Raw genomic sequence first — 24,491 nt, 5'->3', positions numbered from 1 at the left:
GGGCGGCACTGGCCGCGGTTTAACTATCAGTCAAAATGTTTCCCAATTCGTATCTTGTTCAATGCTCTGGCGCGGATAGGATGCGCTCGGGGCTGCTGGTAATCGTGTATCGCGTGGTTTTGTCGAGGCCGGACGTGACGCAAGACGGAAAGTCGATACCGACTGCGTTAAGCGACTGGCCTGTTCTTCAAGAGCGGCCGCTGCGGCAGCTGACTCCTGTACCAAAGAGGCGTTCTGCTGCGTAACGCGATCCATTTCAGAGACCGCGAGCGCAACCTGATCAATCCCCCGGCTTTGCTCGTCAGATGCCGAGGCAATCTCGCCCATAATGTCGGTCACCCGCGTTACGGCATTGACGATGTCGTTCATTGTTTCGCCGGCGCTTTCTACCAGTACGGAGCCGGTATCAACCCGGGAAACGGAATCTTCAATCAATGCCTTAATCTCTTTCGCCGCCTGCGCACTGCGGCTTGCCAGATTACGCACTTCACCCGCTACCACGGCAAAGCCGCGGCCTTGCTCACCGGCACGCGCTGCTTCAACCGCCGCGTTCAGTGCGAGAATGTTGGTCTGAAAGGCAATGCCATCGATGACGCTGATGATGTCGGCGATTTTCTTCGAGCTATCGGCGATTTCGTGCATGGTGTTCACCACGCTATCAACCACTTTGCCACCATGCTGCGCGGTATCGGACGCGCTTTTCGCCAGTTGCGAGGCCTGACGCGCGTTGTCCGCGTTTTGCTTCACGGTTGCGGTCAGCTGTTCCATGCTGGCTGCGGTCTCTTCCAGTGCAGACGCCTGCTGTTCCGTACGAGATGAAAGGTCAGTGTTTCCGCTGGCAATTTCGCTGGTACCGGAATAAATCGCATCAGAGCCTTCACGCACCAGAGTGACGGTTTCCGTCAGCGAGCGCTGCATATGATCAACCGTACTGGCCAACTCGCCGATTTCGTTACGGCCACTAACGGCGAGAGTTGCGGTCAGGTTACCGCTGGCGATTTCCCGGATATGGGCAATGACACGGGACAGAGGATTAAGCAGGGTATGACGGATGCCATACCAGACCACCACCAGAATCAGCACCAGCACAACGGCCAGCACGCCGAGCTGCCATTGGGCGAAATGGTAATCCCGCGCGCTTTGATCAAATGCCTGGACGTAAAGCTTTTCGCTAACGCTGGCGTACTTGCCCAGCGCCTCGCCGAGCGCGTTTTGCATTCCCTGCGTAGGCTGCGCGAAGTAGGCGTCCATATTGCCGCTTTCCAGAAACTGAACCAGTTCTGCCAGGGCCGCATGGTACTGCTGATATTTTTCCTCAACGTTGCCGCTGGCTTCTGCCATTTCCGGCAACGGTGTGATGTTTTTAAATTTTGCGTAATGCGTTTCAGCCTGCGCCAGCGATGCTTTCGCATTCTTCAGCAGATCGTTTTTGGCGCTGCTTTGCTGGTTAGACGCATCCATCATCATGCGCGCAGAAGAACGGCTTAAATTGATTCGTGTCTGCAGCATCAGATCCCATGTTGAGGTGAGTTCACTTTGCTGCTGTCGAAGATCGTTAGAAATAACAAAACTTTGCTGATTCTGCTGCAATGAAGAAAACAACAGACCACCGGAAACAAGCTGTAGCAGTGCGAAAACCCCCAGCACCATCATCAGCATTGTGACAACGCGGATACGGTTAAACATAAGGCACCTTCCTGAAAACGAGTTATCAACGTTATCGGCATTCGCTGAGATAACTTTACGTTTGCAAAAAGGAAATCCTGAAGGGATGTGAAGCCTGGCGAGGGGAAGATAAAACGGGTGTGCAGCAACCACAAATCATTCACATAAAAACACCATAATTATCATGTAAATAACATTTATTTTCATCGGTGAGCACAGTCAGAATGGCCGAAATACGCATTTTTATGTGATTGAGATCACACATACGCATCGTAAATACCACAACAAAATGGATAAAAAATTAAAAAAAGTTGTATCCGTTTACGCTTTAATCCAATTTATATGATGAATACCTCGTTACCACTTAATAAGTATAAAAAATGAGTAACCAATCAATAAATGTTAAATCCTTACTGAGGGCTTTTTAGTGGCAAATGCAAACAAACTCACGTTGTTTATCGTGATCTTCATGCTGGCAGGGATCCTGTCGGGTGCGGTGATCCACTCTTATGCCTCCCCCGGCGTTGTGACCGCCTGGGCCGATAACATTACGCTTCTTACCGACATCTTTTTACGCCTGATTAAAATGGTGATCGCACCTTTAGTATTCAGCACCCTGACCGTTGGTATTATGCGCCTGGGAGAAACGTCCACCATCGGTCGCGTGGGCGGCAAAGCGATGATCTGGTTTATCAGCTCTTCTATATTGTCTATCCTGGTCGGTCTGTTTGTGGTTTCCCTTGAGCAACCCGGCAGCGGGCTGAACCTGGCGATCCCGCTGGAAGCCACCGACACCGGCCTGGCCGTAGGCGGCATGAGCCTGAAAGGTTTTCTGACGCATACCATTCCAACCAGCATCGCCGAAGCGATGGCTAACAATGAGATCCTGCAAATTGTGGTGTTCTCAATGTTTTTCGGTATTGGTGGCGCATCCCTTGGTGAGAAATTCAACGCCCCACTGGTTGCGGCGCTGGATGTGGTTTCCCATATTATGCTCAAAGTGACCGGCTACGTGATGTACGTTGCACCGCTGGCTATTTTTGCCGCCATCTCTTCCGTCATCTCCACCCAGGGTCTGGGGATCCTGCTTAACTATGCGTCGTTTATCGGCGGCTACTATGTGGCGATTTTGCTGACCTGCCTGGTTCTGCTGGCTGTGGGTTATGTCATGCTGAAAAAAGAGGTATTTCGCCTGGTGAGCATGCTAAAAGACCCGGTTTTGGTCGCATTTACCACCAGCAGCTCTGAGGCCGCTTATCCGAAAACGCTGGAGCAATTAACTAAATTTGGCTGCTCACCCAACATCGTGTCATTCGTGCTGCCTATCGGTTATTCGTTTAACCTGGTCGGTTCTATGGTCTATTGTTCATTTGCCTCCATGTTTATCGCGCAGGCCTATAACATCCACCTCTCCTTCGCAGAAATCACCGTCCTGATGCTGACGCTGATGCTGGCGTCCAAAGGGATTGCCGGTGTGCCGCGTTCAGCACTGGTAGTGCTGGCTGCAACCATCCCGAGCTTTAACATTCCGGTCGCCGGGATCCTGTTACTGATGGGAATTGACCACTTCCTGGATATGGGACGTTCAGCAATCAACGTATTAGGTAACGGGATTGCAACGGCGATGCTGGCGCAGGATGAAGGTTTACTGGAAGAAGAACCGGAGCTGGTTGAGCGGGAAGCGTAAGAGGGAAATCTGCCGGATGCGCTACGCTAATCCGGCCTGCAACAGCAATCATTGTAGGCCGGATGAGTTATGGCGATTATGCGACGTGGGAAGCGGCAATATCCAGCAGCGCCATTTCTTCGCTGTTCAGCAGTTTCTCAATGTTGACCAGAATCAGCATCCGGTCACCCAGCGCACCCAATCCCGTCAAATATTCCGTCGACAGCGTGACCGCAAACTCCGGTGCCGGACGGATTTGATCCGTTGTCAGCGACAGCACATCCGAGACGCCATCTACCACAATTCCAACCACCCGCTGACCCAGATTCAGCACAATCACCACGGTGTTTTCGTTGTAATCCACATCGCTCTGGCTAAATTTCACGCGCAGGTCGACGATAGGCACAATCACACCACGTAGGTTTGTGACGCCTTTGATAAACGCAGGCGTGTTAGCGATGCGCGTCACCTGATCATAACCACGGATTTCCTGCACTTTCAGGATATCGATACCGTACTCTTCATCCCCCAGCGTAAACACGAGGAATTCCTGACCTGACGGTTCGCCGGCCAGTTTAGTTACATTACTCATACCGGTCATATTATTCCCTTCTCACTCAATCAGGCGGCTGTGATCGCCACACGTTGTTCGCGGTTTAACCCCTGCAATGCAGAGACATCGACAATCAGCGCGACGCTGCCGTCGCCGAGGATCGTTGCAGCAGAAATACCTGGCACTTTGCGGTAGTTGCTTTCCAGGTTTTTGACCACCACCTGGTGTTGACCAATTAACTGATCCACCAGCAGCGCATAGCGACGCCCTGCACTTTGTAAAATGACCACTATGCCCTGAGTCGCTTCAGTTTTAGCGCCTTCAACCTCAAAGACTTTCCACAACTCAACCAGTGGTAAATATTCGCCACGCACTTCCAGAACGCGCTCTCCTCCGGCCAGCGGATGGAGATCTTCTTCGCGCGGTTGCAGCGATTCCATAACGGCATTCAGTGGCAGAATGAAGACCTCATCGGCCACACGCACGGACATCCCGTCGAGGATCGCCAGCGTCAGCGGCAGCAGAATGCGAATAGTGGTCCCTTGTCCCTGTTTAGACTGGATCTCAACATGGCCGCCCATCTCCTGGATATTTCGCTTCACCACATCCATACCTACGCCGCGTCCGGAAACATCCGTCACCTGTTCTGCGGTCGAAAAGCCTGGAGCGAAGATCAACATACCCACTTCGTCATCGCTCATGTTTTCGTGGATCGGCATGCCCTGAGAGACAGCTTTAGCCAGGATACGTTCGCGGTTCAGGCCAGCGCCATCATCGGTCACTTCAATACAAATATTCCCGCCCTGATGCTCCGCGGAAAGCGTCAGATTGCCGATTGGGCTTTTGCCGGATTCAAGGCGTTTTTCCGGCAATTCGATACCATGGTCGAGGCTGTTACGCACCAGGTGCGTCAACGGATCGATGATGCGTTCAATCAGGCTCTTATCGAGTTCGGTTGAACTACCTACCTGCGTCAGCTCAACCTGTTTACCCAGCTTACCGGCCAGATCGCGCACCAGACGAGGGAAACGGCTGAACACGTACTCCATTGGCATCATACGAATCGACATCACCGACTCTTGCAAATCTCGGGCGTTACGTTGTAACTGACCCATACTGGTGATGAGATCGCCATGATTGACAGGATCCAGTTCGTTAGAGCGCTGGGCCAGCATCGACTGGGTGATCACCAACTCGCCAACCAGGTTAATAAGCTGATCAACCTTTTCTACCGCTACGCGGATACTGGTCGACTCGCTGGCGCGGGCGGGTTTTTCACGTTCCGCGCGGCTATGTGGTGCTTCACTGGCGGTAGCTTTCACCACAGGTGCCACAGCAACCGGCTGCGGCTCAGTGACAACTGCCACCTCTTCAGCTTCAGCTGCCACAGGCGCTGCGCTGACGGTTTCGAATTCAATTTGGTCCGCTTCAATGACAAAGCAAAGCACCGCGATGATGTCATCTTCTGCGAGGTTGCCATCAAGCGTTGCTGATAGCGTGTCGCTTCCTTTTACCACATCGGTTAAGGTCGCCAGATTCCCCAGTTCCTCTTCCAGTAAATCCACTTCGCTGGCTTTCAGACGCGAGAGAGTAATGCGTTTTTTGCTCTCTTCACTGGCGGGTTCAGGCTTTGCAACCGCCTCTTCCTGCATCGCGGCGCTGTCAACAACGCTAAGTTTTGCTGAGTTGACAACTGCCGGTGCGGTTTCACCTTTCGCTTCGAGCGCTAACTGCCGTAACGCCTGGCAGATGTACTCAAAACTGTCGGCATCAGGCTCCACTGAGCTTTTATAGGCGTCGAGCTGTTCCTGCATAATATCTTTCGTTTCCAAAAACAGGTTGATAATGTCGGCATTGAGCTGCATCTCGCCACGCCGCGCTTCATCCAGCAGGTTTTCCATCAGATGGGTCGTTTCCTGCAAAATGGTAAAGCCGAAGGTGCCCGCCCCGCCTTTAATCGAGTGCGCTGCACGAAAAATGGCATTCAGCTGTTCGGAATCCGGGGCTTCAGGAACCAAATCAAGCAGGTGTTGCTCCATATCAGCCAACAGTTCGTCAGCTTCATCAAAAAATGTCTGATAAAAATCGCTAATATCCATGCTCACGCTATCACCTCGAATTGGCTGGTGGCGATGTGGGAACGCTTACCGGCGGGAGTTCCGCTGGCCGTTGTAAGACACTTACCGGCTCATTCTGGCTTTCAGCGTTTTCATGCAAAATGGCCTCTTCTGCCTGCTTATTGAGAACCAGCAGGCTAATACGGCGGTTGATAGCGTCTTCAGGACCGCGATCGCTCAGACGCATCGTGGCGGCCATACCTACCACACGTAATACTTTTCCATCATCCAGACCGCCGCTAACCAGCTCGCGACGCGATGCATTTGCGCGATCGGCAGACAATTCCCAGTTGCTGTACCCTTTCTCACCATTCGCGTAAGGGTAATCATCCGTGTGACCGGAAAGGCTGATCCGGTTAGGGATCCCGTTGAGCACTGGAGCAATCGCGCGCAGGATATCGCGCATGTACGGCTCAACTTCAGCGCTACCGGTCTTAAACATCGGGCGATTCTGACTGTCGATAATCTGTATCCGCAGCCCTTCCTGAACTAAATCAATCTTTAAATGCGGACGCAGCGCTCGCAGTTTGGGATCGGATTCAATCAGTTGATCGAGATCGCCGCGAAGTTTGCTCAAGCGGCTCTGTTCCATACGTTTTCTCAGGTCATCAATATTCGGCTGCTTGTTCACCTCGCCCTGCTGCTGGGTGTAATCATCCCCGCCGCCTGGGATCGGGCTTTGGCTATTCGAAATACGATTTCCCCCGGTCACTGCGGTGGCCAGCGGTGTACGGAAATATTCGGCAATCTGGATCAATTCTTTAGGGCTGGAAATAGAAATGAGCCACATCACCAGAAAGAAGGCCATCATCGCGGTCATAAAATCGGCGTAGGCGATTTTCCACGAGCCATGCGCCCCACCACCGTGATTCTTATGTTTGCGTCGCTTTACAACGATAATGGGATGGGCCTGATTTTTCATGCGTCCTCGGTCGTCTGTTGCGCAGTTGGATTTCTCACCGCACGAACATGTTCTTCCAGTTCGATAAACGAAGGACGTTCACTGGAGTACAATGTCTTACGACCAAATTCAACGGCAATCGGCGGCGCGTAACCATTCAGATTGGAGAGCAGCGTTATCTTCACGCACTGCATCATTTTGGTTGTTTCAGCGCTTTTCTGGCGCAGAACGCTGGCAAGCGGAGAAATAAATCCATAGGCCAGCAAAATACCGAGGAATGTTCCCACCATCGCATGCGCAATCAACGCACCCAGCTCTGCTGCCGGGCGATCGGCAGAAGCCAGCGCATGCACAACACCCATAACGGCCGCGACGATCCCGAATGCCGGTAGTGAGTCGCCGACCATCGCCAGACTATTCGCCGGGACTTCAGCCTCACTCTCATGAGTCTCAATTTCTTCGTCCATCAGCGCTTCAATTTCAAACGTATTCATGTTGCCGCTGATGATCAGGCGCAGATAATCGACAATAAAATCAAGCATTACCGCATCCGCAAGAATGCGCGGATAGCTGGCGAAGATTTCACTTTCTTTTGGGTTTTCGATGTCGCGCTCAAGCGAGAACATGCCCTGTTGACGTGACTTGGCCATCAGGCGATACAAGAGCGCCAGCAGATCCATATACATCGCTTTGGTGTATTTCGAACGACGGAAAAGCAACGGGATCGCTTTCATCGTCCCTTTGATGGCTTTCCCGTTATTGCCGACGATGAATGCCCCAATACCCGCACCACCGATAATCACCAGCTCAGCCGGTTGATAGAGTGCCCCAAGGTGTCCGCCGGTCATCATGTAACCGCCGAAAACTGTACCAATAACAACCAGGTAACCTAATAAGATAAGCACGACATCATCCTTTCGCAATTGACTATGACAGGATGCGCAGTCGGGCAATTAACGTAAGGTCAGGACAAAAAAAAGCAGCGGTAATCGCTTACCGCTGCTGGAGTGTTCATCCACACCGTATCAGTTAAACAGCCTGTTCGATCTGTTCATCCAGCAGTTGTGGAATAATATCGGCAGCATTCTGGGAAAGTTTACGTCTTTTTACGGCCCGTGATGGCGGTTGGCATAAACTACAGGCAAAGCTGCCTGCGGGTTGGTGTGCGTGGGTGATAAAATTCCCACCGCAGCAATTGCATTGGGACAACTCCAGCAATCCGCTGTCGACAAATCGCACCAGCGTCCACGCGCGGGTTAACGCCAACAATGGCCCTTCTTCAGGCTGCGGACACTGCTCAAGATATAACCGATACGCCTTGATCACGGCATCCACGCCGCTACAGAGACCCGTTTTGAGCAGGAATTGCCATGCATTGCAAAACATCGACGCATGAATATTTTGTTCCCACGTCATAAACCAGTCGGTGGAAAACGGGAGCATCCCTTTTGGCGGAGGACTACCGCGTAATTCTTTGTACAGCTTGATTAATCGACCACGGCTTAATTGCGTTTCGCTTTCCAGCATTTGCAAACGGGCGCCCAATGTGATTAATTCCATTGCTAACTGGATATCACGCGCTTCCTGAACAATGCTTTTTTCGCTCATCATCAAGCCCTTTTCTTACGTGCTGCATCATCGATGTCGCTTAACAGGCGTGTTGAAAGCATGATACCAGTATGAATTTGCTGAAGATCGTCAACGCGGGAGTCTTGCGTCAGGCGAGTAACAGTCTGGTGATCGTCGAAACGGAAATGACATACCAGTTGGTTTGTTTCGGCCAGTTTGACCATTTGAGGAAGTGTTAATGTTGCCAACGTGTCCGCCATTTCCTCGCTGATACCAAGGCGAAACATCGCAGATGCTTTGTCCTGAACGATCAAACGCTGTGCAAGCAATAAATATGACAAATTGATGTCATAGATGTGTTTCAGCAACTCGGATGTATGCATTATTTGCATCCATAATAACCAACATTGTTTTCATGCGGTAAAACCGCACCCCGTGATGTCGCCGGGAAGGCCCGGTAAAAAAAAGCAAAAGGTCAAATACATAGCAGCGTGACGACACTTACGCGTTGTCTAAACATTCCCTTTTAAGAAGGCAGCGTCCCTTACAAGCTCACATCAATTCTTACAAATGTCTAAGATTTTTCCTAATTCGACGCAACTCTACCCGCCGTCAGTTACACATACAACGGAGGTATGCTGCGAATTTAAAGAATATGTGATCAAGATCACATAAACCAGCCAAACACTTAACATAAATCCATCAGCGTAGCTTTTACTTTGCTTATTTTTTAATCCGCCATCATCCATTTCAATTCCTGATGTACGAATATTCTTGCAATAAAAGCGAATAGTATTTTGTTCACATCCGTTAATATCACGCCGTGAAATAGCGAGCTGGATCACATATTTAACTCAAAAAACTTTTTTAATTAAATTCTTTAGAAACAATAAGTTAAATATTTAGAGTGATTAATTAATACCGCGATGTGACGACCTTGCAAATGTTAATATATGTTTAATTTTTATTAACACATTGTTTTCATTAGCGGTGGGTTTCACTTAAGTAACCTGAACATATCTGCAACTAATATGAATCGATTATTCTATTTATAAGAATAATTAATGAATAATCATGATGACATTCACACTATCGAGGCGGGAAACGTTGCAGTATGGGGTAAGCTGAGTAAAGCTGAAAAGCCCTCTCATAATTCTTGAAAAAAAGGAGCGAGTTATGAGCTATTCGCACATTCTTGTTGCTGTTGCCGCCACCCCTGAAAGTCAGCAGTTGTTAGACAAGGCGGTTTCTATCGCTCGCCCTGTCAACGCCCGAATTAGCCTGATTACGCTGGTCTCAGACCCCGAACTGTATAACCAGTTTGCTGCCCCCATGCTGGAAGACCTGCGTGAAGTGATGCAAGAAGAGACTCAGGATTTTATCGACAAACTTAGCAAAGAAGCAGAATACCCCATTGAACATACCTTTATTACCTATGGGGCTCTGAATGAACATATCCTGGATGTATGCCGCAAACACGCCGTTGATCTGGTCATTTACGGCAACCATAACCACAGTTTTTTTTCGCGCGCATCCTGTTCAGCGAAAAGCGTGATTCATACCAGCCAGGTGGACGTTCTTCTGGTTCCGCTAGCTGGAGATTAATCCACAGTGCCACGACTTCATGCGAGTTTAGAACAGGAAGAGATATTGTCTGGCTGTTGGCATTGACTCCGACGCGGCGTGACCGTTTTAAGATCGCAAATGAACGTCGCCTGCCAGTTGTCGATATCGTTTTTAACGATAGTCTCAAGCATTTCAGCGTGGCGCGAGATACGTTCGGTAAGTGGCATCGTCAGCGCCTGGTTTAATGCGCCTGCCACTTCATCCCGGTCATAAGGATTAACAATAAGGGCGGAGGTTAGCTCGTTCGCCGCCCCGGCAAATTGCGATAAAACCAGCACGCCAGGGTTAGCAGGATCCTGTGCGGCCACAAACTCTTTCGCCACCAGGTTCATACCATCGCGCAACGGGGTCACCAACCCTACATCAGAGTAGCGGAAGATCTTCATCAGCAATTTACGATCAAAATACTGGTTCAGATAGTAAAGCGGCGTCCAGCCCAGTTGCCCATATTTGCCGTTGATTCGCCCTGCCTCTGTTTCCAGTTGGTGGCGAATATCCTGATAGGCCTGCACCTCTTCACGCGAGGTCGGTGCTATCTGCGTATAGCGAATTTTACCGTGGTGCTGCGGATAATGTTCCAGTAAGGCCTCATAGGCCTGAAAGCGCTCCGGCAAGCCTTTGGAGTAATCCAGACGCTCCACGGAGAAAATATTCTGCACATTTTTAAGCTCCGCTTTTAGCTGTGCCAGTTTTGGCGGCAGCGGACCGGACGCCTGTCGTGCAATCTCATCCGGTTCAATACCGATGGGATAAACCTGAGTACGAAACGCTTTTCCCCATGCCAGGTGCTGCTTATCTTTATGCGTGGTCACCCGAGTCTGGGCTGCGAGACAGTCCAGAAAAGCCTGGCGATCGTTTTCGGTCTGGAAACCAAGCAAATCAAAATCACACATTTGCTCAAGTAGCGCCAGATGCGGCGGGAGCGCATTAAAAATTTCCGGCGTCGGAAAAGGAATATGCAGGAAAAAACCGATGCGATTACGCACGCCACGCTTACGTAACTCGCAGGCAAACGGCAACAGATGGTAATCATGAACCCAAATAATGTCGTCATCGCCAAGCAACGGCAGAAGTTTATCTACCAGTAAGGCATTAACCCGTTGGTAGCCTTCCCAGGCAGAGCGCTGAAACTGAACTAAATCCAGTCGATAGTGAAACGCGGGCCATAAAACCGCATTTGAAAACTGGCAGTAATACTCTTCGTAATCTTGCTCACTCAAATTAAACGAGGCCCAGGTGATATTGCCACGGGTGACCTTTTTTAACGGTTTATCCTCATTACCTGTATCACCACTCCAGCCAAACCATAAACCACCAGCAGCTTTTAACGCGCCCAGTACACCGACCGCGAGCCCACCCGCGCTCCCTTTGTCATCTGGTGAGGCGATACGATTAGATACTACGACTAAACGACTCATAGCCACCTCTTCTGTTATTCGTTGCTTTCGGTTCTTGCTGCGAAGAGTTATTTTTCTCCAGCCAGTGCCAGACATCCCTGACACCATCCAGACGCCATGTTGCCTGCGTCGGCCCGCTCCCTACCTTTACAGAAATACCGCCAGCGCGGTTAACTACAGCAAACCCTGTTTCATCTGTCAGATCATCACCGAAAAACACAGGGATCCGGCCAGCAAAAGGCGCTTCCTGCATAAATGCAGCTATCGCGTCGCCTTTATTACTGCCCTTAGGCTTTATTTCCACGACACATTTTCCGTGCTGCAGAGCAAGCTGCGGCCATTTGCGCGTGATGCGTTCAGCCAGGGTAACCAGCGCCGCTTCGTGTTCGGGTGCCTGGCGATAATGCAACGCGAAGGCCATGCCTTTGGTTTCAAGTGTTGCCCCCGGTAACATCACCAACGCTGCGTGTAATAACGCCCCGGCTTCACGTTCGATACCTTCAGGCAGGTTTACTATGTGCGTTTGACCATTGATGTCACGGCGTTCTGCCCCATGTACTCCGGCAAGCGGAAAACGAAACGGAGTAGTGAGTGCGTCAAGCTCAACCATTGAGCGCCCTGAAATCAATGCCAGCGCATCCGCATTCTGCGTCGCTAACTGATGTAGACATTGCAGGATTGTCTTAGGGACAACGACCTGGTCGGGAAAAGGTTTAATCTCAGCAAGTGTCCCATCGAGATCAAAAAAGTAAGCACAGTTTGCAGATTGTTCAGGGGGTAAAGTCAGTGATGCTGTCACCCGGTTATCCTCCTCATCATGGTCAGAACGCCACGCGGATCGCGGCGTATAGATGATGTATGACGGATATAAGTATAGACAGTGTGACCATGCTCGCCATTTGAAAAAACAATCGCCAGCCGGGTAGCGGCTGGCGACGGGCAGAAGCTAGACTAAAAAGTTGGGGTTTAAAATCGTCAAACGGTACGCTTCGCTTTTTGCTTATAACGGTCGAAGATCACCGCCGCCAGCAGGATGAGGCCACGAACCACATACTGCGCGAACGGAGAGATATTCAGCAGGTTCATCGCATTCTCAACCGTCCCCAGGATCAACACCCCGGCCACCACATATGAGATTTTTCCGATGCCGCCTTTAAGCGAAACGCCCCCTAACACGCAGGCTGAAATCACGATCAACTCATAACCGATTGAGGTCATTGGCTGGCCGCTGGTCATACGCGATGCTAGGATAATCCCGGCAATGGCGGATACCAGACCGGAAAGAATAAAGATAATAATCTTGGTACGAACAACCGGAACCCCAGCCAGGCGCGCCGCCTCTTCATTGCCCCCAATGGCCAGCGTATTACGCCCAAACGTGGTTTTGTTCAGCAGTAAGCCAAAGACAATGAAACAAACGACCGTGATCCAAATAGGCGCCGGCAGACCAAACCAGTTAGCATAGCCGAGTGTGAAGAAACGCTCGTCTTCAATCCCGACTGCCTTACCGTCGGAGATAATATAGGCCAGACCACGTACAATCTGCATTGTCGCAAGAGTAGTGATCAGGGCGTTAATTTTTAACCGCGCAATCACGAACCCATTCACCAGACCACACAGAATACCGAGCAACAGCCCGGCAGCCACACCAATCCACAGACTTTCGGTCATGTTAATGACTACGGCAGTGGTAACACCAGCACAGGCAATTACAGACGCGACAGACAGGTCGAAATCACCGGATGCCAGGCAAAACAGCATCCCGCAGGCAACCATACCCGACATTGATACCGCCAGCCCTAACCCCTTCATGTTGATGAAAGTAGCAAAGTTTGGCACAAAGAGGGAACAAACCAGGAACAGCACGGCGAACACCACCAGCATGCCGTATTGGTCCCAAATGCGGCCCAGATTTAGCGCCGACTTCGTTGCGCCAGAACCCGATGTAGAAACGGAAGACATCATACTCTCCTTATTCAGGCTACAGCCTGGCTGACTTTAGGCATAGCAAGGCTCAACGCCTGGCGCTCATCCGCCTGTTCATGAAGTAACTCACCGGCAATTTCGCCTTCTCTCATCACCACAATACGGTCGGCGACACCGAGCACTTCTGGCAGGTCACTGGAAGCAAACAACACGGCCACACCGCGCGCTGCGAGGGCATAAATCACGTTGTAAATTTCATGTTTGGCGCCCACATCAATGCCGCGTGTAGGCTCATCCAACAAAATCACTTTCATCTCTTCCGATAACCAACGACCGAGAATAGCCTTCTGTTGATTACCGCCGGAGAGGTTCATGATCAGTTGCTCTGCACCCGGCGTTTTGATGTTGAGTGAACGAATATGGTGATCGGCATTGGTCTCTTCCCAGCCGTTGTTGATCACGCATCCCCCCAGAACATGCTTACGCCGTGCACTAATGTTGATGTTGTTGCGCACTGAATGGACCGGAATGATCCCTTCAGCTTTGCGATCCTCCGGGCACAGCATCATCCCCGCTTCAATGGCATGGCTTGGTTTACGGATATCGATAGGCTGTTCATCAATAAATACCTGGCCCGCCGTGATACGCGTACCGCCGAACAGCCCTTTCATTAATTCGCTACGTCCGGCCCCCACCAGGCCAAACAGCCCGACAATTTCACCGCTTCGCACGGATAAGCTGATTGGCGTACGCACGCCTGGAGCTTTGACTTCATGCAGCCGCAGACGCTCTGTGCCATACGGTCTGGATTTCCAGCCATAGATATCCCCGAGGTCGCGCCCGACCATCGCCTGCACCAGCGCATCGTGATCGACCTGCTGCATGTCCGTGAACGTTTTGACGTAATGACCATCTTTAAACACGGTGATGGCATCGCTGAGAGCAAAAATCTCCTCCATACGGTGCGAAACGTACAGAATGATGCGTCCTTCGTTGCGCAGCTCACGGATGACGCGAAACAGATTCTCAATCTCGCGAGCCGACAGGGAGCTGGTTGGTTCATCAAAGGCGATAATTTTGGCGTTTCGCGCCAGCGCTTTTGCAATCTCCACCATCTGCCACTGACCAATGGAGAGGTATTTCAGTGGGGTATCGGGATCGATATCCATCCCCAGATGCTTCAACTGGATTCCTGCTTCATAGTTCAGCAGCGAGCGGTTCACAATCCCGCCTTTGTGCGGTAACTGCCCTAAGTAAATATTCTCGGCAACGGTCATTTCCGGGACGAGATGCAGTTCCTGATAAATAATGGCGACACCGGCGTTGAGTGCGGCAGTGGTATCCGCGAACGAAACTTCCTGTCCGCGGATCGTCAGAGATCCCGTTGTTGGCGCATAGTTACCGCTGAGAATTTTTAAGAGTGTTGATTTCCCGGCGCCATTTTCGCCCATCAGCGCATGCACCTGTCCGGCATAGCAGTCGAAACTGATATCCGTCAGCGCCTTAACGCCCGGGAACGTTTTGCCAATGCCGCGAAATGAGAGATACGGGGTAGACTGTTGCATAACGTCTCCGTGAGTCAGGATTTTACCGGCCAGGAAAACCGCCGGACGTAGGCCCGGTAAGCACAGCGCCACCGGGCATTGCGCCGGAAGGCGGCTTCGCCTAATCCGGCCTACAACATCGCAGCACTTCTGTTACTTACCGCCTAAGCCTTTCTTCGCCAGCTCTTCTTTGAAGTTATCGCGGGTAATCAGCACCACATCTGTCACTTCAGTGAATGCCGGTGGCTCTGCACCTTTCGTTACCCAGTTGTAGAGCATTTCACTGGATTTGTAGCCGTGCACGTCCGGGCTTGGCAGCAGTGAACCGTAGAACCCGGTCGCTTCGCCTTTGGACAGTTCGCTCACCGCGTCAACGCCGTTGATCCCGATACCAATCACGTTTGGCGCTTTGAAGCCCTGCCCTTCGGTCGCACGTACGCCACCCAGCACGGTGTTGTCGTTCATGCCGACAATCAACCAGTTTTTGACTTCAGGATGCTGAACCAGCATGGAGTTGGCGGCGTCAAATGCGCCGGGGATGTCATTCGATTTTGTTGGGACCTGGTAAATCTGTTTTTCCGGGAAGCCTGCGGCTTTAAGCGCTTCCATTGAACCAGAAGTACGACGACGTGCGGTATCCAGTTCGTTGGCGGTAATGGCCATTACGGCGGTGGATTTCACATCCCAACCGCGTTTTTGCATCTCTTTGTACAGCTCCTGGCCCTGGCGTTCACCAATTTTGGTTGCCGCCATCATCACCAGCGGCACGGTATCCATCGGCTTACCTTTAGCGTTGGCAAACTGGTCGTCGACGGCAATGACTTTCATATCGTAGCCACGTGCCTTAGCCATAATGGCTGGCCCCAGTTTTGGATCTGGCGTGCAAATCACAAACCCTTTTGCTCCACTTGCAGCCAGGCTGTCGATGGCGTTAAGGGTTTTCTCACCATCCGGAACGGCAATTTTAATCACCTCAAAACCAAGGTCTTTACCGGCTTTATCGGCAAATTTCCATTCAGTCTGGAACCACGGTTCTTCCGGCTGTTTGACCAGGAAACCGAGCTTCATGGATTCAGCGATAGCGGATTGTGACATAATGGCAGCCAGACCGATGGCAGCCAGCGCTTTAGTGAATTTGTGCATGGTTAACTCCAGCTTTAACGTTCTTTTATGTAGGGTAAAATCAGACGATTTTTTGTAATTCGGACGTAAAACAAGGCATTACCTTTTATTGATAAGATCAATGCCAGTGCTGAGAGTATTTTTAGCGGGAAATTGATTCTCCATAAGAGAGCGGCATCACACCACAGAATTACAGTAATTGCGTACATAAATTCAGCGGGAAATGACATAAAAAAACGCGGTTTTGTCGACAGGAAAAAAGAGGGGTAGCAGATTAGTCCATAACATCAGCCAACGAATCCTTGTTCCCGAATACCGAAGCATTCGGGAGCACAATGATTACCATCTGTAATAAATGTGGTCAGCGTGATCGCGAACCGGAATGTCATCTTCCAGCAGACGCGCTGAAAGCGTGAAAGCAAAATCGAAAATATGCCCTAACCCTTTGCCGCTAATAAGGTTGCCATCTTCAACAACCGGCGCATCAATATATTCTCCATCCGCGACGTTTTGCCACAGATCTCCCGAACACACATAGCGACGCCCCTTCAGCAGGCCGTTGCCACCCAGCACGCGCGCCGCCGCAGAACACACCGGGCAAATGAGTTTTCCTGCCTCGTCATGGCGAGCGATAAACTGGATGACAGCCTCACTGGCGGCAAGGTTAACGCTGCCCTGCGGCCCGCCGGGTAACACAACGGCATCATAAAGATCCGTCTGACGCGCAGCCAGCGTGCTGTCCGTCACCATCGGCACGTCATGGTAGCTCACCACCGCACGGGACTCGGCGCAGGCCAGTGTTTCAACTTCGATCTGCAGGCGGCGCAGAATATCAATGGTAACAATGGCTTCCGCCTCTTCAAAACCAGGTGCCAGTAGCACGGCAACCTTTTTCATACACACTCCTCGATTTTTCCAAATACACCAAACAATAAATGTCGAATCATTCAGGCGCTTAACTTTATTAATTTCCACAAAACTGATCTGGCGCAAAAAAATTAGCCAGCAGATAGCGTTCACAGACGCGGGTCAATGGTGAAATTTCTTCATCCGAAGACCAGATAATCATCTGGCGACAGACAATACCTGATTGTGAAATTTCATTTCGTGATATGAAACATCATTTCATTATCAACACCTCACTTTAATACTATAAATATCAATCTGTTATATTCACAGCATTTATATGCACAAGTGGAAAAATCACTAATATTGCTATGACAATATGTAAAAAATCATAAATACGCAGATTTAAGGATTTTCTTATGTCGGGACTGGAGTTATGCTGAATCTCGATCGGGAGCGAATATAATTCGTGATCACTAAAGGACCGGCGGAACGGATTTATTCTGCTAACAGTTTTAATTGTACGTAGAGGTGACGTGTAGCGGCAGCCCGTTGCACTGACGTTAGTAACGTACATCCCCCTTTCTGGAAATAAGGATATTGATATGGCTGCAGTTGGAATTGTTCATAAACTCAACACGCAAATGAACCTCGAGTTCTACGCATCGAATCTTTACCTGCATCTCAGTGAATGGTGCTACGAACACAGCCTGACTGGCACCGCAACCTTTCTACGTACCCAGGCGCAAGGTAACGTGACTCAAATGATGCGTATGTTTAATTTTATGAAAAGTGCCGGGGCTAACCCTATCGTCAAGGCTATCGATGTTCCGGGTGATGAACTAACTTCCCTTGAAGAACTGTTTCAGAAAACGCTGGATGAATACCAACAGCGCTACAGCAAGCTATCACGCTTAACCAATGAAGCAGAAGCCTTGAATGATGCAACAACCATTGATTTTCTTCACGATCTGGAAAAAGAGCAGCAGCAGGATGGCGTGCTGTTACAGACGATTCTTGATGAAGTCCGCAGCGCTAAACGTGCGGGACTGTGCATGGCGCAAACCGATAAGCACCTGCTGAACGTCGTGAACTATCAACATCACTAATCTTCAATTTTCATCGTGTTAATGCCGGATAACGATGCGACGCACCTTATCCGGCTGGTGCTTAATTTTCTCTACGCTCACGCCTCTCATTCTGCGAGGCGCAAAAAAACCTTTCTAAAACCTGAAACAACGGTTTATTTTAGTGAGATTCATTCTGCGGCGTGAATTTCAACTCGATCAAGGCAACCGCTTTTTGTATTGCGCGCATAGTGACCGGATCGGCACCTGCAGGATGGCTGGAAAAGTCGATGCTTTTCAGCTGGCTGGACATTTTCTCCCGAACTTCAACTGGGGCAATAACATCAAGAACATCCAGAATCTGCTTGATAACCAGCTGACAGGCAACAACGTCCGAGAGCAGTTCCTGATCGGCATTCAGTGTTTGGGACATAGTGAGCTCCTTATAGAAAGGTCGTCATAGTACCCATTCAACGAACGAAACGATAGCCGCGCATGCCTTCCGAATGCGCTGAAAATAAAAATAGTTCCAGTCAGTTTCTTTTGAGATGGCAAGCACAACATGAGTGAACATTTAGCGGTTGAGAACAAACGCGGTCTATCCCCGGCTGCATTACTTGTTGCCGGGGCTTTCTTTATGGAGTTTATTGACGGCACGGTGATTGCCACCGCACTGCCCGACATGGCGAAAAGTTTTGGCGTGCAGGCAGTTGATCTGAACATAGGTATCAGTGCCTATCTGATCACCCTCGCGGTACTGATCCCCGCCAGCGGGTGGATTGCGGATCGCTTCGGCGCCCGAAAGGTGTTTACCCTTGCACTGGCGATATTTACTCTCGCCTCGGTTTTATGCGGTTTGTCCGAAAGCCTTGAGAGCTTTGTCGCCATGCGAATCTTACAGGGCGTAGGTGGCGCGCTAATGGTTCCGGTTGGTCGACTCGCGGTATTACGAACCACGCCTAAACATCAGTTGATCACCGCTATTGCGACCCTGACCTGGCCCGCGTTAGTCGCGCCCATCATTGGCCCTCCCCTTGGCGGATTCATTACCAGCTATGCCAACTGGCGCTGGATCTTCTTCATTAATGTACCGCTCGGAATACTGGCGATTGCGCTGGCGCTACGTTTTATCCCGGATATTCATGACGACGAGCGCCGCCCATTTGATATAACAGGATTTATCGCAACCTCTGTTGCGATGGTGAGCCTGGTGTATGCCATGGAGTTACTGGGAACCCAACAGCCTCAGGGCTGGCTGACCGCCGGACTTTTGGCGCTAGGAACATTGACCTTTCTGTTTGCCCTGCATCATTTTCGTCGCACCGCCTGGCCAATGATTCGCCTTGATGCCATGAACGTCCCTACTTTTCGCGTCACCATGTATGGCGGATCGCTGTTTCGTGCCTCTATCAGCGCCGTGCCGTTTCTGCTGCCGTTAATGTTTCAGGTAGGTTTTGGCATGAACGCTTTTCACGCGGGTTCGCTGGTGCTGGCGGTATTTGTCGGCAATCTGACGATTAAACCTGCCACCACACCGTTGATACGCTGGCTGGGCTTTAAGAAACTGCTGTTGATTAACGGTGCGCTTAACGTTCTGGCGTTGCTGGCCTGTGCATTAATTACGCCGCAGACCCCCGTGTGGGTTATTTTGCTGGTGTTGTATCTGGGCGGAGTGTTCCGCTCAATTCAGTTTACCGGCGTCAGCACGCTTGCCTTCGCGGACGTCCCCGCTGCACAAATGAGCTACGCTAATACGCTGTTCAGTACGGCGACACAATTAGCAGTGGGATTGGGCATTTCTTTAGCCGCTATTGGCATCCGCATTGGTGATGTGGTCAGCGAAAGGCTGGCATTGGGCAATATTCCGGGGATCAGTTTCCGGCTGGCCTTTGTCGCTATTGCCATTATTTGTCTGGTAGGTATGGTGGATACGCTGCGGCTCACCCGTGATGCAGGAAGCGCAGTATCGAACAGGAACAGGTAGCCCGGAGGGTGAACACCGCCGGGCCAACAGGATTTAGCCAATCACCTCGCGTACAAACGCTTCGATTGCTTTGTCCTGGCAGTTTTCAAAGAAGCACTGCTGGAAGCGCGGGCCTGATACAGCGGTTTTCACCAGTTCAGGATCGATCGCGCGCAGCGTGTCCAGATAATTTTCTTTTACCACAGCCGCTTTCACCTGATTCAGAATACCGGCGTTACGCACCTGCGGCTCTTTACGCTCCGGTGGGTAGCCTTCACCGTTACGCCCGGTGAACGCTTTTTCAAACATATAGCGCACATTCAGCTCAGCACCCCAGCCAAAACCTTTGGCGAATGCCAGAGAAAGCGCGTTGCCGTTGTTGATCTGAGAGAACAAGAACGCATCTGCAGGATCAAGGCAATAACCACACACCACACCCGGATGGATATTCAGTGACATCATTGCCCCCTGGCCCGTACCGCAACCTGTAACAACAAAGTCTACAGCTTTGGAATTAAGCAGGATGCTGGCCATAATGCCTAAATGGATGTAGGTCAGATGATGATCATTTTCGTCGCTCATCCCAACGTTATAGACCGGAAAACCTTTCTCATCCGCAACGGCCTTAAGCTCGTTATGGATGATGGCGTTTTTGCTTGCCTGGCTGTTTTCCATCATCAATGCAATTTTCATTCTGTACTCTCCTGAATGCGCTGCGGTAGCCCGCTGAAAGTCATAACATTCAGCCACATTACTATTTTGCAATCATATTTTCAAATTTAATGAAATTTAGTTTTAAAAAACAAAGTTACGCTCACATTCCTGTCTGAACAGTTCAGAATTACCTCAAACAAATGACCTCGTTGTGATTAATCGCAGGTGATCTTCGGGCTATTCAAGCCATTGATGAGGGTCTCTGTATGCCATGATAGTGTATCTTCGAACTTTCAGAGCGATCTCATGAAGACCATTATCCTAGCGCTTTTGCCGCTCATGCTGACAGGATGCACAATTACAAAACAGGCACAGGTCAGCGAAGCCAGCGCCATCACTGGTGTGGTTCGCCTGACTTATAATCAGGCCATGTTACAAACAGCACGTACCGATGACTACGTTACCCAAGGGACAGCCACCAAAGAGTGTCAGCGCCTGGGCTATGCCAGCGCAGAAGCGTTTGGCCAGCCGGTGTCAACCTGTAGCGTGTATGCAGGCTCTCTGTGCTTAAATACCAAAATTACACTCGCCTGGCAGTGTCATGGTGTCGCGGTGCCCCAATCACCTTCTTTCAATTATTAATATTTCCGACCAGCTCATTTTTGCTGGTCTTTTACCACTTTATTATTTATACCCTCCGTTTAATATCGTTAATGCGTTTTATTCCCATTCGCATTTTTAATAAATAAATTTATTATTTTACCTTTTGCAAATAATTAAATAACAAATTATAGTGGCGCCACGTCAATATATAATAACGTTTGTGGAGCAGAACCATGCTGAAAACAGAAATGATCGACCAACTGAATGAGCAAATGAATCTTGAATTATATTCATCTCTGCTCTACCAACAGATGAGCGCGTGGTGCAGCTATCACAGCTTCGAAGGTGCTGCCGCGTTTTTGCGCCGTCACGCCCAGGAAGAGATGACGCACATGCAGCGTCTGTTCGACTACCTGACCGATACCGGCAGCTTGCCGCGTATTAATACCGTTTCTTCACCCTTTGCTGAATATGCTTCTCTGGATGAACTGTTCCGTGTTACTTACGAACACGAGCAGCTAATTACCCAGAAAATTAATGAGCTGGCACACGCGGCAATGACCCACCAGGATTATCCAACCTTTAATTTCCTGCAATGGTATGTTGCCGAGCAGCATGAAGAAGAGAAATTATTTAAATCTGTTATTGATAAGCTGTCGCTGGCAGGAAAAAGCGGCGAAGGTCTTTATTTCATCGACAAAGAACTGGCTACGCTTGATACACAGAATTAATATTTTAGGGTAATGAAGGCAACCCGCCATCATTACCCCTTGAAATCAGTGACGGCAGATCTTGCTTTCGTGCGTAGAGAAGCCGTCTTCTTTTGCAATAAACTTTCCCTTCGCCGCTAAAAACGCCACCAACTCGCCTGCCGTCATATCCGCCGCAGAACAAGTGTGAAAACGCGCCTGCTCGCCGAAACGTGCCGTAATCGCCGCTTCAAGGCTGGCATTTGAATACTGCTCACCAGATTCAATCATCATGTTAAGCACTTCGTGACCGTGAATAGATTCCATATTACCTCCTTAATAAAGTCCGTAGCCTAATGTGAACCGCACATCGTCGCTTTGCGCTAACGCAGGTTTATCAGCAGATAAATGTCATTTGTTATACATCTTAATGGTCAAAACATCGTAAACATTAATGTACAGTCATTGTAACGGTGATTTGACGAAAATAACGTTTTGCCTTAATCTGCGCCGCAGATATAACCATTGATTATCTCTGGGACAGAGGAAAGCGTGAAAAACAGAACCCTGGGTAGTATTTTTATCGTGGCGGGAACCACGATTGGTGCCGGTATGTTGGCAATGCCGCTGGCTGCGGCAGGCGTGGGGTTTAGCGTCACGCTGGTATTGTTAGTCAGTCTTTGGGCGTTGATGTGCTACACCGCGCTGTTGCTGCTTGAAGTGTATCAACATGTCCCGGCAGACACCGGGCTGGGTACGCTGGCAAAACGTTATCTTGGTCGTTACGGACAATGGGTAACGGGCTTTAGCATGATGTTTTTAATGTATGCTCTGACGGCGGCGTACATCAGTGGTGCAGGTGAACTGCTGGCCTCCAGCATCAGCGACTGGACCGGAACAAATATTTCCCCGACAACAGGCGTACTGCTGTTCACCTTTGTTGCCGGTGGCGTGGTTTGTGTTGGGACCTCGCTGGTCGATCTGTTCAACCGTCTGCTATTCAGTGCCAAGATAATCTTCCTGGTGGCGATGCTGGCTCTGTTAATGCCGCATATTCATAAAGTGAACCTGCTTACGCTGCCGCTGCAACAGGGGTTGGCGCTCTCCGCAATCCCGGTCATCTTCACCTCGTTCGGTTTTCACGGCAGTGTTCCCAGTATCGTCAGCTATATGAACGGTAACATCCGTAAACTGCGTTGGGTGTTTATTACGGGTAGCGCTATTCCTCTGGTCGCCTATATCTTCTGGCAACTGGCGACGCTTGGTAGCATTAACTCGACAACGTTCATGGGGCTATTAGCCAACCACGCAGGCTTAAACGGCTTATTGCAGGCATTGCGTGAAGTCGTGGCTTCGCCGCACGTCGAACTGGCGGTGCATCTGTTCGCCGACCTCGCGCTGGCAACCTCTTTCCTCGGCGTTGCATTGGGATTATTTGACTACCTGGCCGACCTCTTCCAGCGCCGCAATACCGTAGCGGGAAGAATGCAAACCGGCGCGGTGACATTCCTGCCGCCGCTGGCATTCGCGCTGTTCTATCCGCGTGGTTTTGTCATGGCATTAGGGTATGCGGGCGTTGCCCTGGCGGTGCTGGCGCTGCTGATCCCCTCGATGCTGGCCTGGCAGAGCAGAAAACATAATCCGCAGGCCAACTACCGCGTAGCAGGCGGTGCTCCGGCGCTGGCGCTGGTATTTTTGTGCGGCATTGTGGTGATAGCAGTACAGTTTTCTATTGCAGCAGGATTACTACCAGAAGTGGGTTAAAACAAAGGGGCTTTCGCCCCTTTCTGTTAATGCAAACAGCACTGCTTATATTTCTTTCCGCTGCCACATGGGCAAGGGTCATTGCGCCCTACTTTGGCATCCACTTTCACCGGCACTTTGACCGGCGTTTCCTGAGGATGCGCCATCCAGTAAGCATGCAGGTCCAGCGCTGCCAGGCGGATGGCATCGACGCTCTCTTCAAACGCTTCCGGCGTTAGTTTCTCAACCACCGCAAAGTTCTCTTCCGTGCCGTGCAGCGCAATAGCTTCAAGTGCTGGTTTTAACGTGTCCGGTAACGCGGACCAGTCTGACAGTGCGACGCCGCGCATATAACCAAAGCACCACTCTTCAACGATGGTCAGTTCATGCTCGTCAATTTCACGCAAACCAAATAACGGCTCAAACTGCTCAGGATATTCATCCAGACGATCGGCCGTATCCGCCATATGTTGAAACGCCAGGTTCATGAAACGCGTCATTTCTTTTTCGGAGGACCAGCGAGGGACATACTGCGCGCCGCCCCAAATTGCGACCAGCCACTGCTCTGGTTCAATTTCATACGGTGAACTCAACACCGCCGTCAGCAAACCATCCAGTTCTGACACATCCAGAATAGCCTTGTCTGTATTGTACTTAGTCAGTACATCATCCAGCCATTCCAGTTCGCTCTCGTTTAATGGTCCCGTTTTCATAACGCTTTTCCTTAGTCAAAAAATCTTGCCTGTGATCATCCTACATGGCTGGAGGGATAACAGATAAAAATGGGCATATGCGGCATATAGCTGCCGCCTGTTCAGGTTAACAGGAAACGAGGGGAAT

24 protein-coding genes are annotated in these 24,491 nt (G+C 50.4%); 7 read left to right on the top strand and 17 right to left on the bottom strand.

Features of this window, described 5'->3' with window-relative positions; translation table 11 throughout:
• Positions 1 to 30 precede the first annotated feature (30 nt).
• A complete protein-coding gene (tar, locus tag SK38_RS03740; protein WP_003833879.1) occupies positions 31 to 1,686 on the bottom strand; it encodes a methyl-accepting chemotaxis protein II in 1,656 nt (551 codons plus the stop codon).
• Positions 1,687 to 2,092: 406 nt separating this feature from the next.
• Here tar and SK38_RS03735 point away from each other — a divergent pair, with 406 nt between their 5' ends.
• Positions 2,093 to 3,352 carry a dicarboxylate/amino acid:cation symporter gene (locus SK38_RS03735; RefSeq protein ID WP_003833882.1) on the top strand — a complete coding sequence of 420 codons (1,260 nt, stop codon included), beginning with the start codon at positions 2,093 to 2,095 and terminating at the stop codon, positions 3,350 to 3,352.
• Positions 3,353 to 3,428: 76 nt separating this feature from the next.
• Here SK38_RS03735 and cheW read toward each other — a convergent pair whose 3' ends face one another.
• The 6 genes from cheW to flhD form a co-directional block, all read right to left on the bottom strand.
• Positions 3,429 to 3,932 (bottom strand): chemotaxis protein CheW, encoded by a 504-nt coding sequence (gene cheW, locus SK38_RS03730; RefSeq protein ID WP_003034638.1) that lies wholly within the window; start codon positions 3,930 to 3,932, stop codon positions 3,429 to 3,431.
• Between the two features lie 20 nt (positions 3,933 to 3,952).
• Entirely contained in the window at positions 3,953 to 5,989 is a 2,037-nt protein-coding gene (gene cheA, locus SK38_RS03725) for a chemotaxis protein CheA (protein ID WP_048235193.1), read from the bottom strand.
• 4 nt (positions 5,990 to 5,993) lie between these two features.
• Positions 5,994 to 6,923 carry a flagellar motor protein MotB gene (gene motB / locus SK38_RS03720; protein ID WP_048235192.1) on the bottom strand — a complete coding sequence of 310 codons (930 nt, stop codon included), beginning with the start codon at positions 6,921 to 6,923 and terminating at the stop codon, positions 5,994 to 5,996.
• Entirely contained in the window at positions 6,920 to 7,807 is an 888-nt protein-coding gene (gene motA / locus SK38_RS03715; protein WP_003034628.1) for a flagellar motor stator protein MotA, read from the bottom strand. The genes motB and motA overlap by 4 nt, the downstream gene beginning before the upstream one ends.
• 124 nt (positions 7,808 to 7,931) lie before the next feature.
• Positions 7,932 to 8,516 (bottom strand): flagellar transcriptional regulator FlhC, encoded by a 585-nt coding sequence (flhC, locus tag SK38_RS03710; RefSeq protein WP_008785071.1) that lies wholly within the window; start codon positions 8,514 to 8,516, stop codon positions 7,932 to 7,934.
• A complete protein-coding gene (gene flhD, locus SK38_RS03705; protein ID WP_003034622.1) occupies positions 8,513 to 8,854 on the bottom strand; it encodes a flagellar transcriptional regulator FlhD in 342 nt (113 codons plus the stop codon). Before flhD ends, flhC begins: the two co-directional genes overlap by 4 nt.
• A gap of 793 nt (positions 8,855 to 9,647) precedes the next feature.
• On the opposite strand from flhD, the gene uspC reads away from it, so the two are divergent.
• A complete protein-coding gene (gene uspC, locus SK38_RS03700; protein WP_008785072.1) occupies positions 9,648 to 10,076 on the top strand; it encodes a universal stress protein UspC in 429 nt (142 codons plus the stop codon).
• 17 nt (positions 10,077 to 10,093) lie between these two features.
• Here uspC and otsA read toward each other — a convergent pair whose 3' ends face one another.
• The 6 genes from otsA to SK38_RS03670 all read right to left on the bottom strand — a co-directional run bounded on the left by otsA (position 10,094) and on the right by SK38_RS03670 (position 16,983).
• Positions 10,094 to 11,515, bottom strand: a complete 1,422-nt coding sequence (otsA, locus tag SK38_RS03695) for an alpha,alpha-trehalose-phosphate synthase (RefSeq protein ID WP_048235191.1) — start codon at positions 11,513 to 11,515, stop codon at positions 10,094 to 10,096.
• Positions 11,490 to 12,293, bottom strand: a complete 804-nt coding sequence (otsB, locus tag SK38_RS03690) for a trehalose-phosphatase (RefSeq protein WP_008785074.1) — start codon at positions 12,291 to 12,293, stop codon at positions 11,490 to 11,492. Before otsB ends, otsA begins: the two co-directional genes overlap by 26 nt.
• A gap of 176 nt (positions 12,294 to 12,469) precedes the next feature.
• Positions 12,470 to 13,456 (bottom strand): L-arabinose ABC transporter permease AraH, encoded by a 987-nt coding sequence (gene araH / locus SK38_RS03685; RefSeq protein WP_008785075.1) that lies wholly within the window; start codon positions 13,454 to 13,456, stop codon positions 12,470 to 12,472.
• A gap of 14 nt (positions 13,457 to 13,470) precedes the next feature.
• The gene (gene araG / locus SK38_RS03680; RefSeq protein WP_003839135.1) at positions 13,471 to 14,985 is read right to left on the bottom strand and encodes an arabinose ABC transporter ATP-binding protein AraG; all 1,515 of its coding nucleotides are present in this window, start codon (positions 14,983 to 14,985) and stop codon (positions 13,471 to 13,473) included.
• Positions 14,986 to 15,117: 132 nt separating this feature from the next.
• A complete protein-coding gene (locus tag SK38_RS03675) occupies positions 15,118 to 16,107 on the bottom strand; it encodes an arabinose ABC transporter substrate-binding protein (RefSeq protein ID WP_003833897.1) in 990 nt (329 codons plus the stop codon).
• 318 nt (positions 16,108 to 16,425) lie between these two features.
• The gene (locus SK38_RS03670; protein WP_048235190.1) at positions 16,426 to 16,983 is read right to left on the bottom strand and encodes a DJ-1/PfpI family protein; all 558 of its coding nucleotides are present in this window, start codon (positions 16,981 to 16,983) and stop codon (positions 16,426 to 16,428) included.
• Positions 16,984 to 17,537: 554 nt separating this feature from the next.
• Between SK38_RS03670 and SK38_RS03665 the strand changes: the two genes are divergently transcribed.
• On the top strand, positions 17,538 to 18,041 hold the full coding sequence (locus tag SK38_RS03665) for a non-heme ferritin-like protein (protein WP_003034597.1): 504 nt from the start codon (positions 17,538 to 17,540) through the stop codon (positions 18,039 to 18,041).
• Between the two features lie 139 nt (positions 18,042 to 18,180).
• On the opposite strand, the gene SK38_RS03660 is transcribed toward SK38_RS03665, so the two are convergent.
• A complete protein-coding gene (locus SK38_RS03660) occupies positions 18,181 to 18,432 on the bottom strand; it encodes a DUF2766 family protein (RefSeq protein ID WP_003034595.1) in 252 nt (83 codons plus the stop codon).
• A 129-nt stretch (positions 18,433 to 18,561) separates the two neighbouring features.
• On the opposite strand from SK38_RS03660, the gene SK38_RS03655 reads away from it, so the two are divergent.
• Positions 18,562 to 19,983, top strand: coding sequence for an MFS transporter (locus tag SK38_RS03655; protein ID WP_048235189.1), 1,422 nt, complete (start codon positions 18,562 to 18,564; stop codon positions 19,981 to 19,983).
• 33 nt (positions 19,984 to 20,016) lie between these two features.
• Here SK38_RS03655 and SK38_RS03650 read toward each other — a convergent pair whose 3' ends face one another.
• The gene (locus tag SK38_RS03650; RefSeq protein ID WP_003034591.1) at positions 20,017 to 20,655 is read right to left on the bottom strand and encodes an RpiB/LacA/LacB family sugar-phosphate isomerase; all 639 of its coding nucleotides are present in this window, start codon (positions 20,653 to 20,655) and stop codon (positions 20,017 to 20,019) included.
• A gap of 267 nt (positions 20,656 to 20,922) precedes the next feature.
• Between SK38_RS03650 and yecR the strand changes: the two genes are divergently transcribed.
• The gene (gene yecR / locus SK38_RS03645) at positions 20,923 to 21,258 is read left to right on the top strand and encodes a YecR family lipoprotein (RefSeq protein WP_048235188.1); all 336 of its coding nucleotides are present in this window, start codon (positions 20,923 to 20,925) and stop codon (positions 21,256 to 21,258) included.
• Positions 21,259 to 21,452: 194 nt separating this feature from the next.
• Positions 21,453 to 21,950: a non-heme ferritin gene (gene ftnA / locus SK38_RS03640; protein ID WP_003034588.1), complete on the top strand. Its 498-nt coding sequence runs from the start codon at positions 21,453 to 21,455 to the stop codon at positions 21,948 to 21,950.
• A gap of 45 nt (positions 21,951 to 21,995) precedes the next feature.
• On the opposite strand, the gene SK38_RS03635 is transcribed toward ftnA, so the two are convergent.
• Complete coding sequence (locus tag SK38_RS03635; protein WP_003034586.1) at positions 21,996 to 22,235, bottom strand: YecH family metal-binding protein; 240 nt, start codon at positions 22,233 to 22,235, stop codon at positions 21,996 to 21,998.
• Between the two features lie 225 nt (positions 22,236 to 22,460).
• Between SK38_RS03635 and tyrP the strand changes: the two genes are divergently transcribed.
• The gene (gene tyrP / locus SK38_RS03630) at positions 22,461 to 23,672 is read left to right on the top strand and encodes a tyrosine transporter TyrP (protein WP_003833907.1); all 1,212 of its coding nucleotides are present in this window, start codon (positions 22,461 to 22,463) and stop codon (positions 23,670 to 23,672) included.
• A 26-nt stretch (positions 23,673 to 23,698) separates the two neighbouring features.
• On the opposite strand, the gene SK38_RS03625 is transcribed toward tyrP, so the two are convergent.
• Complete coding sequence (locus tag SK38_RS03625) at positions 23,699 to 24,364, bottom strand: YecA/YgfB family protein (RefSeq protein WP_003034581.1); 666 nt, start codon at positions 24,362 to 24,364, stop codon at positions 23,699 to 23,701.
• Positions 24,365 to 24,491: the final 127 nt, after the last annotated feature.

It is taken from the genome of Citrobacter sp. MGH110, from assembly GCF_001037515.1.
Lineage (GTDB): Bacteria > Pseudomonadota > Gammaproteobacteria > Enterobacterales > Enterobacteriaceae > Citrobacter > Citrobacter portucalensis.
The sequence above is the reverse complement of the archived record's forward strand: the minus strand, read 5'-3'. Positions and strand labels throughout refer to the sequence as shown.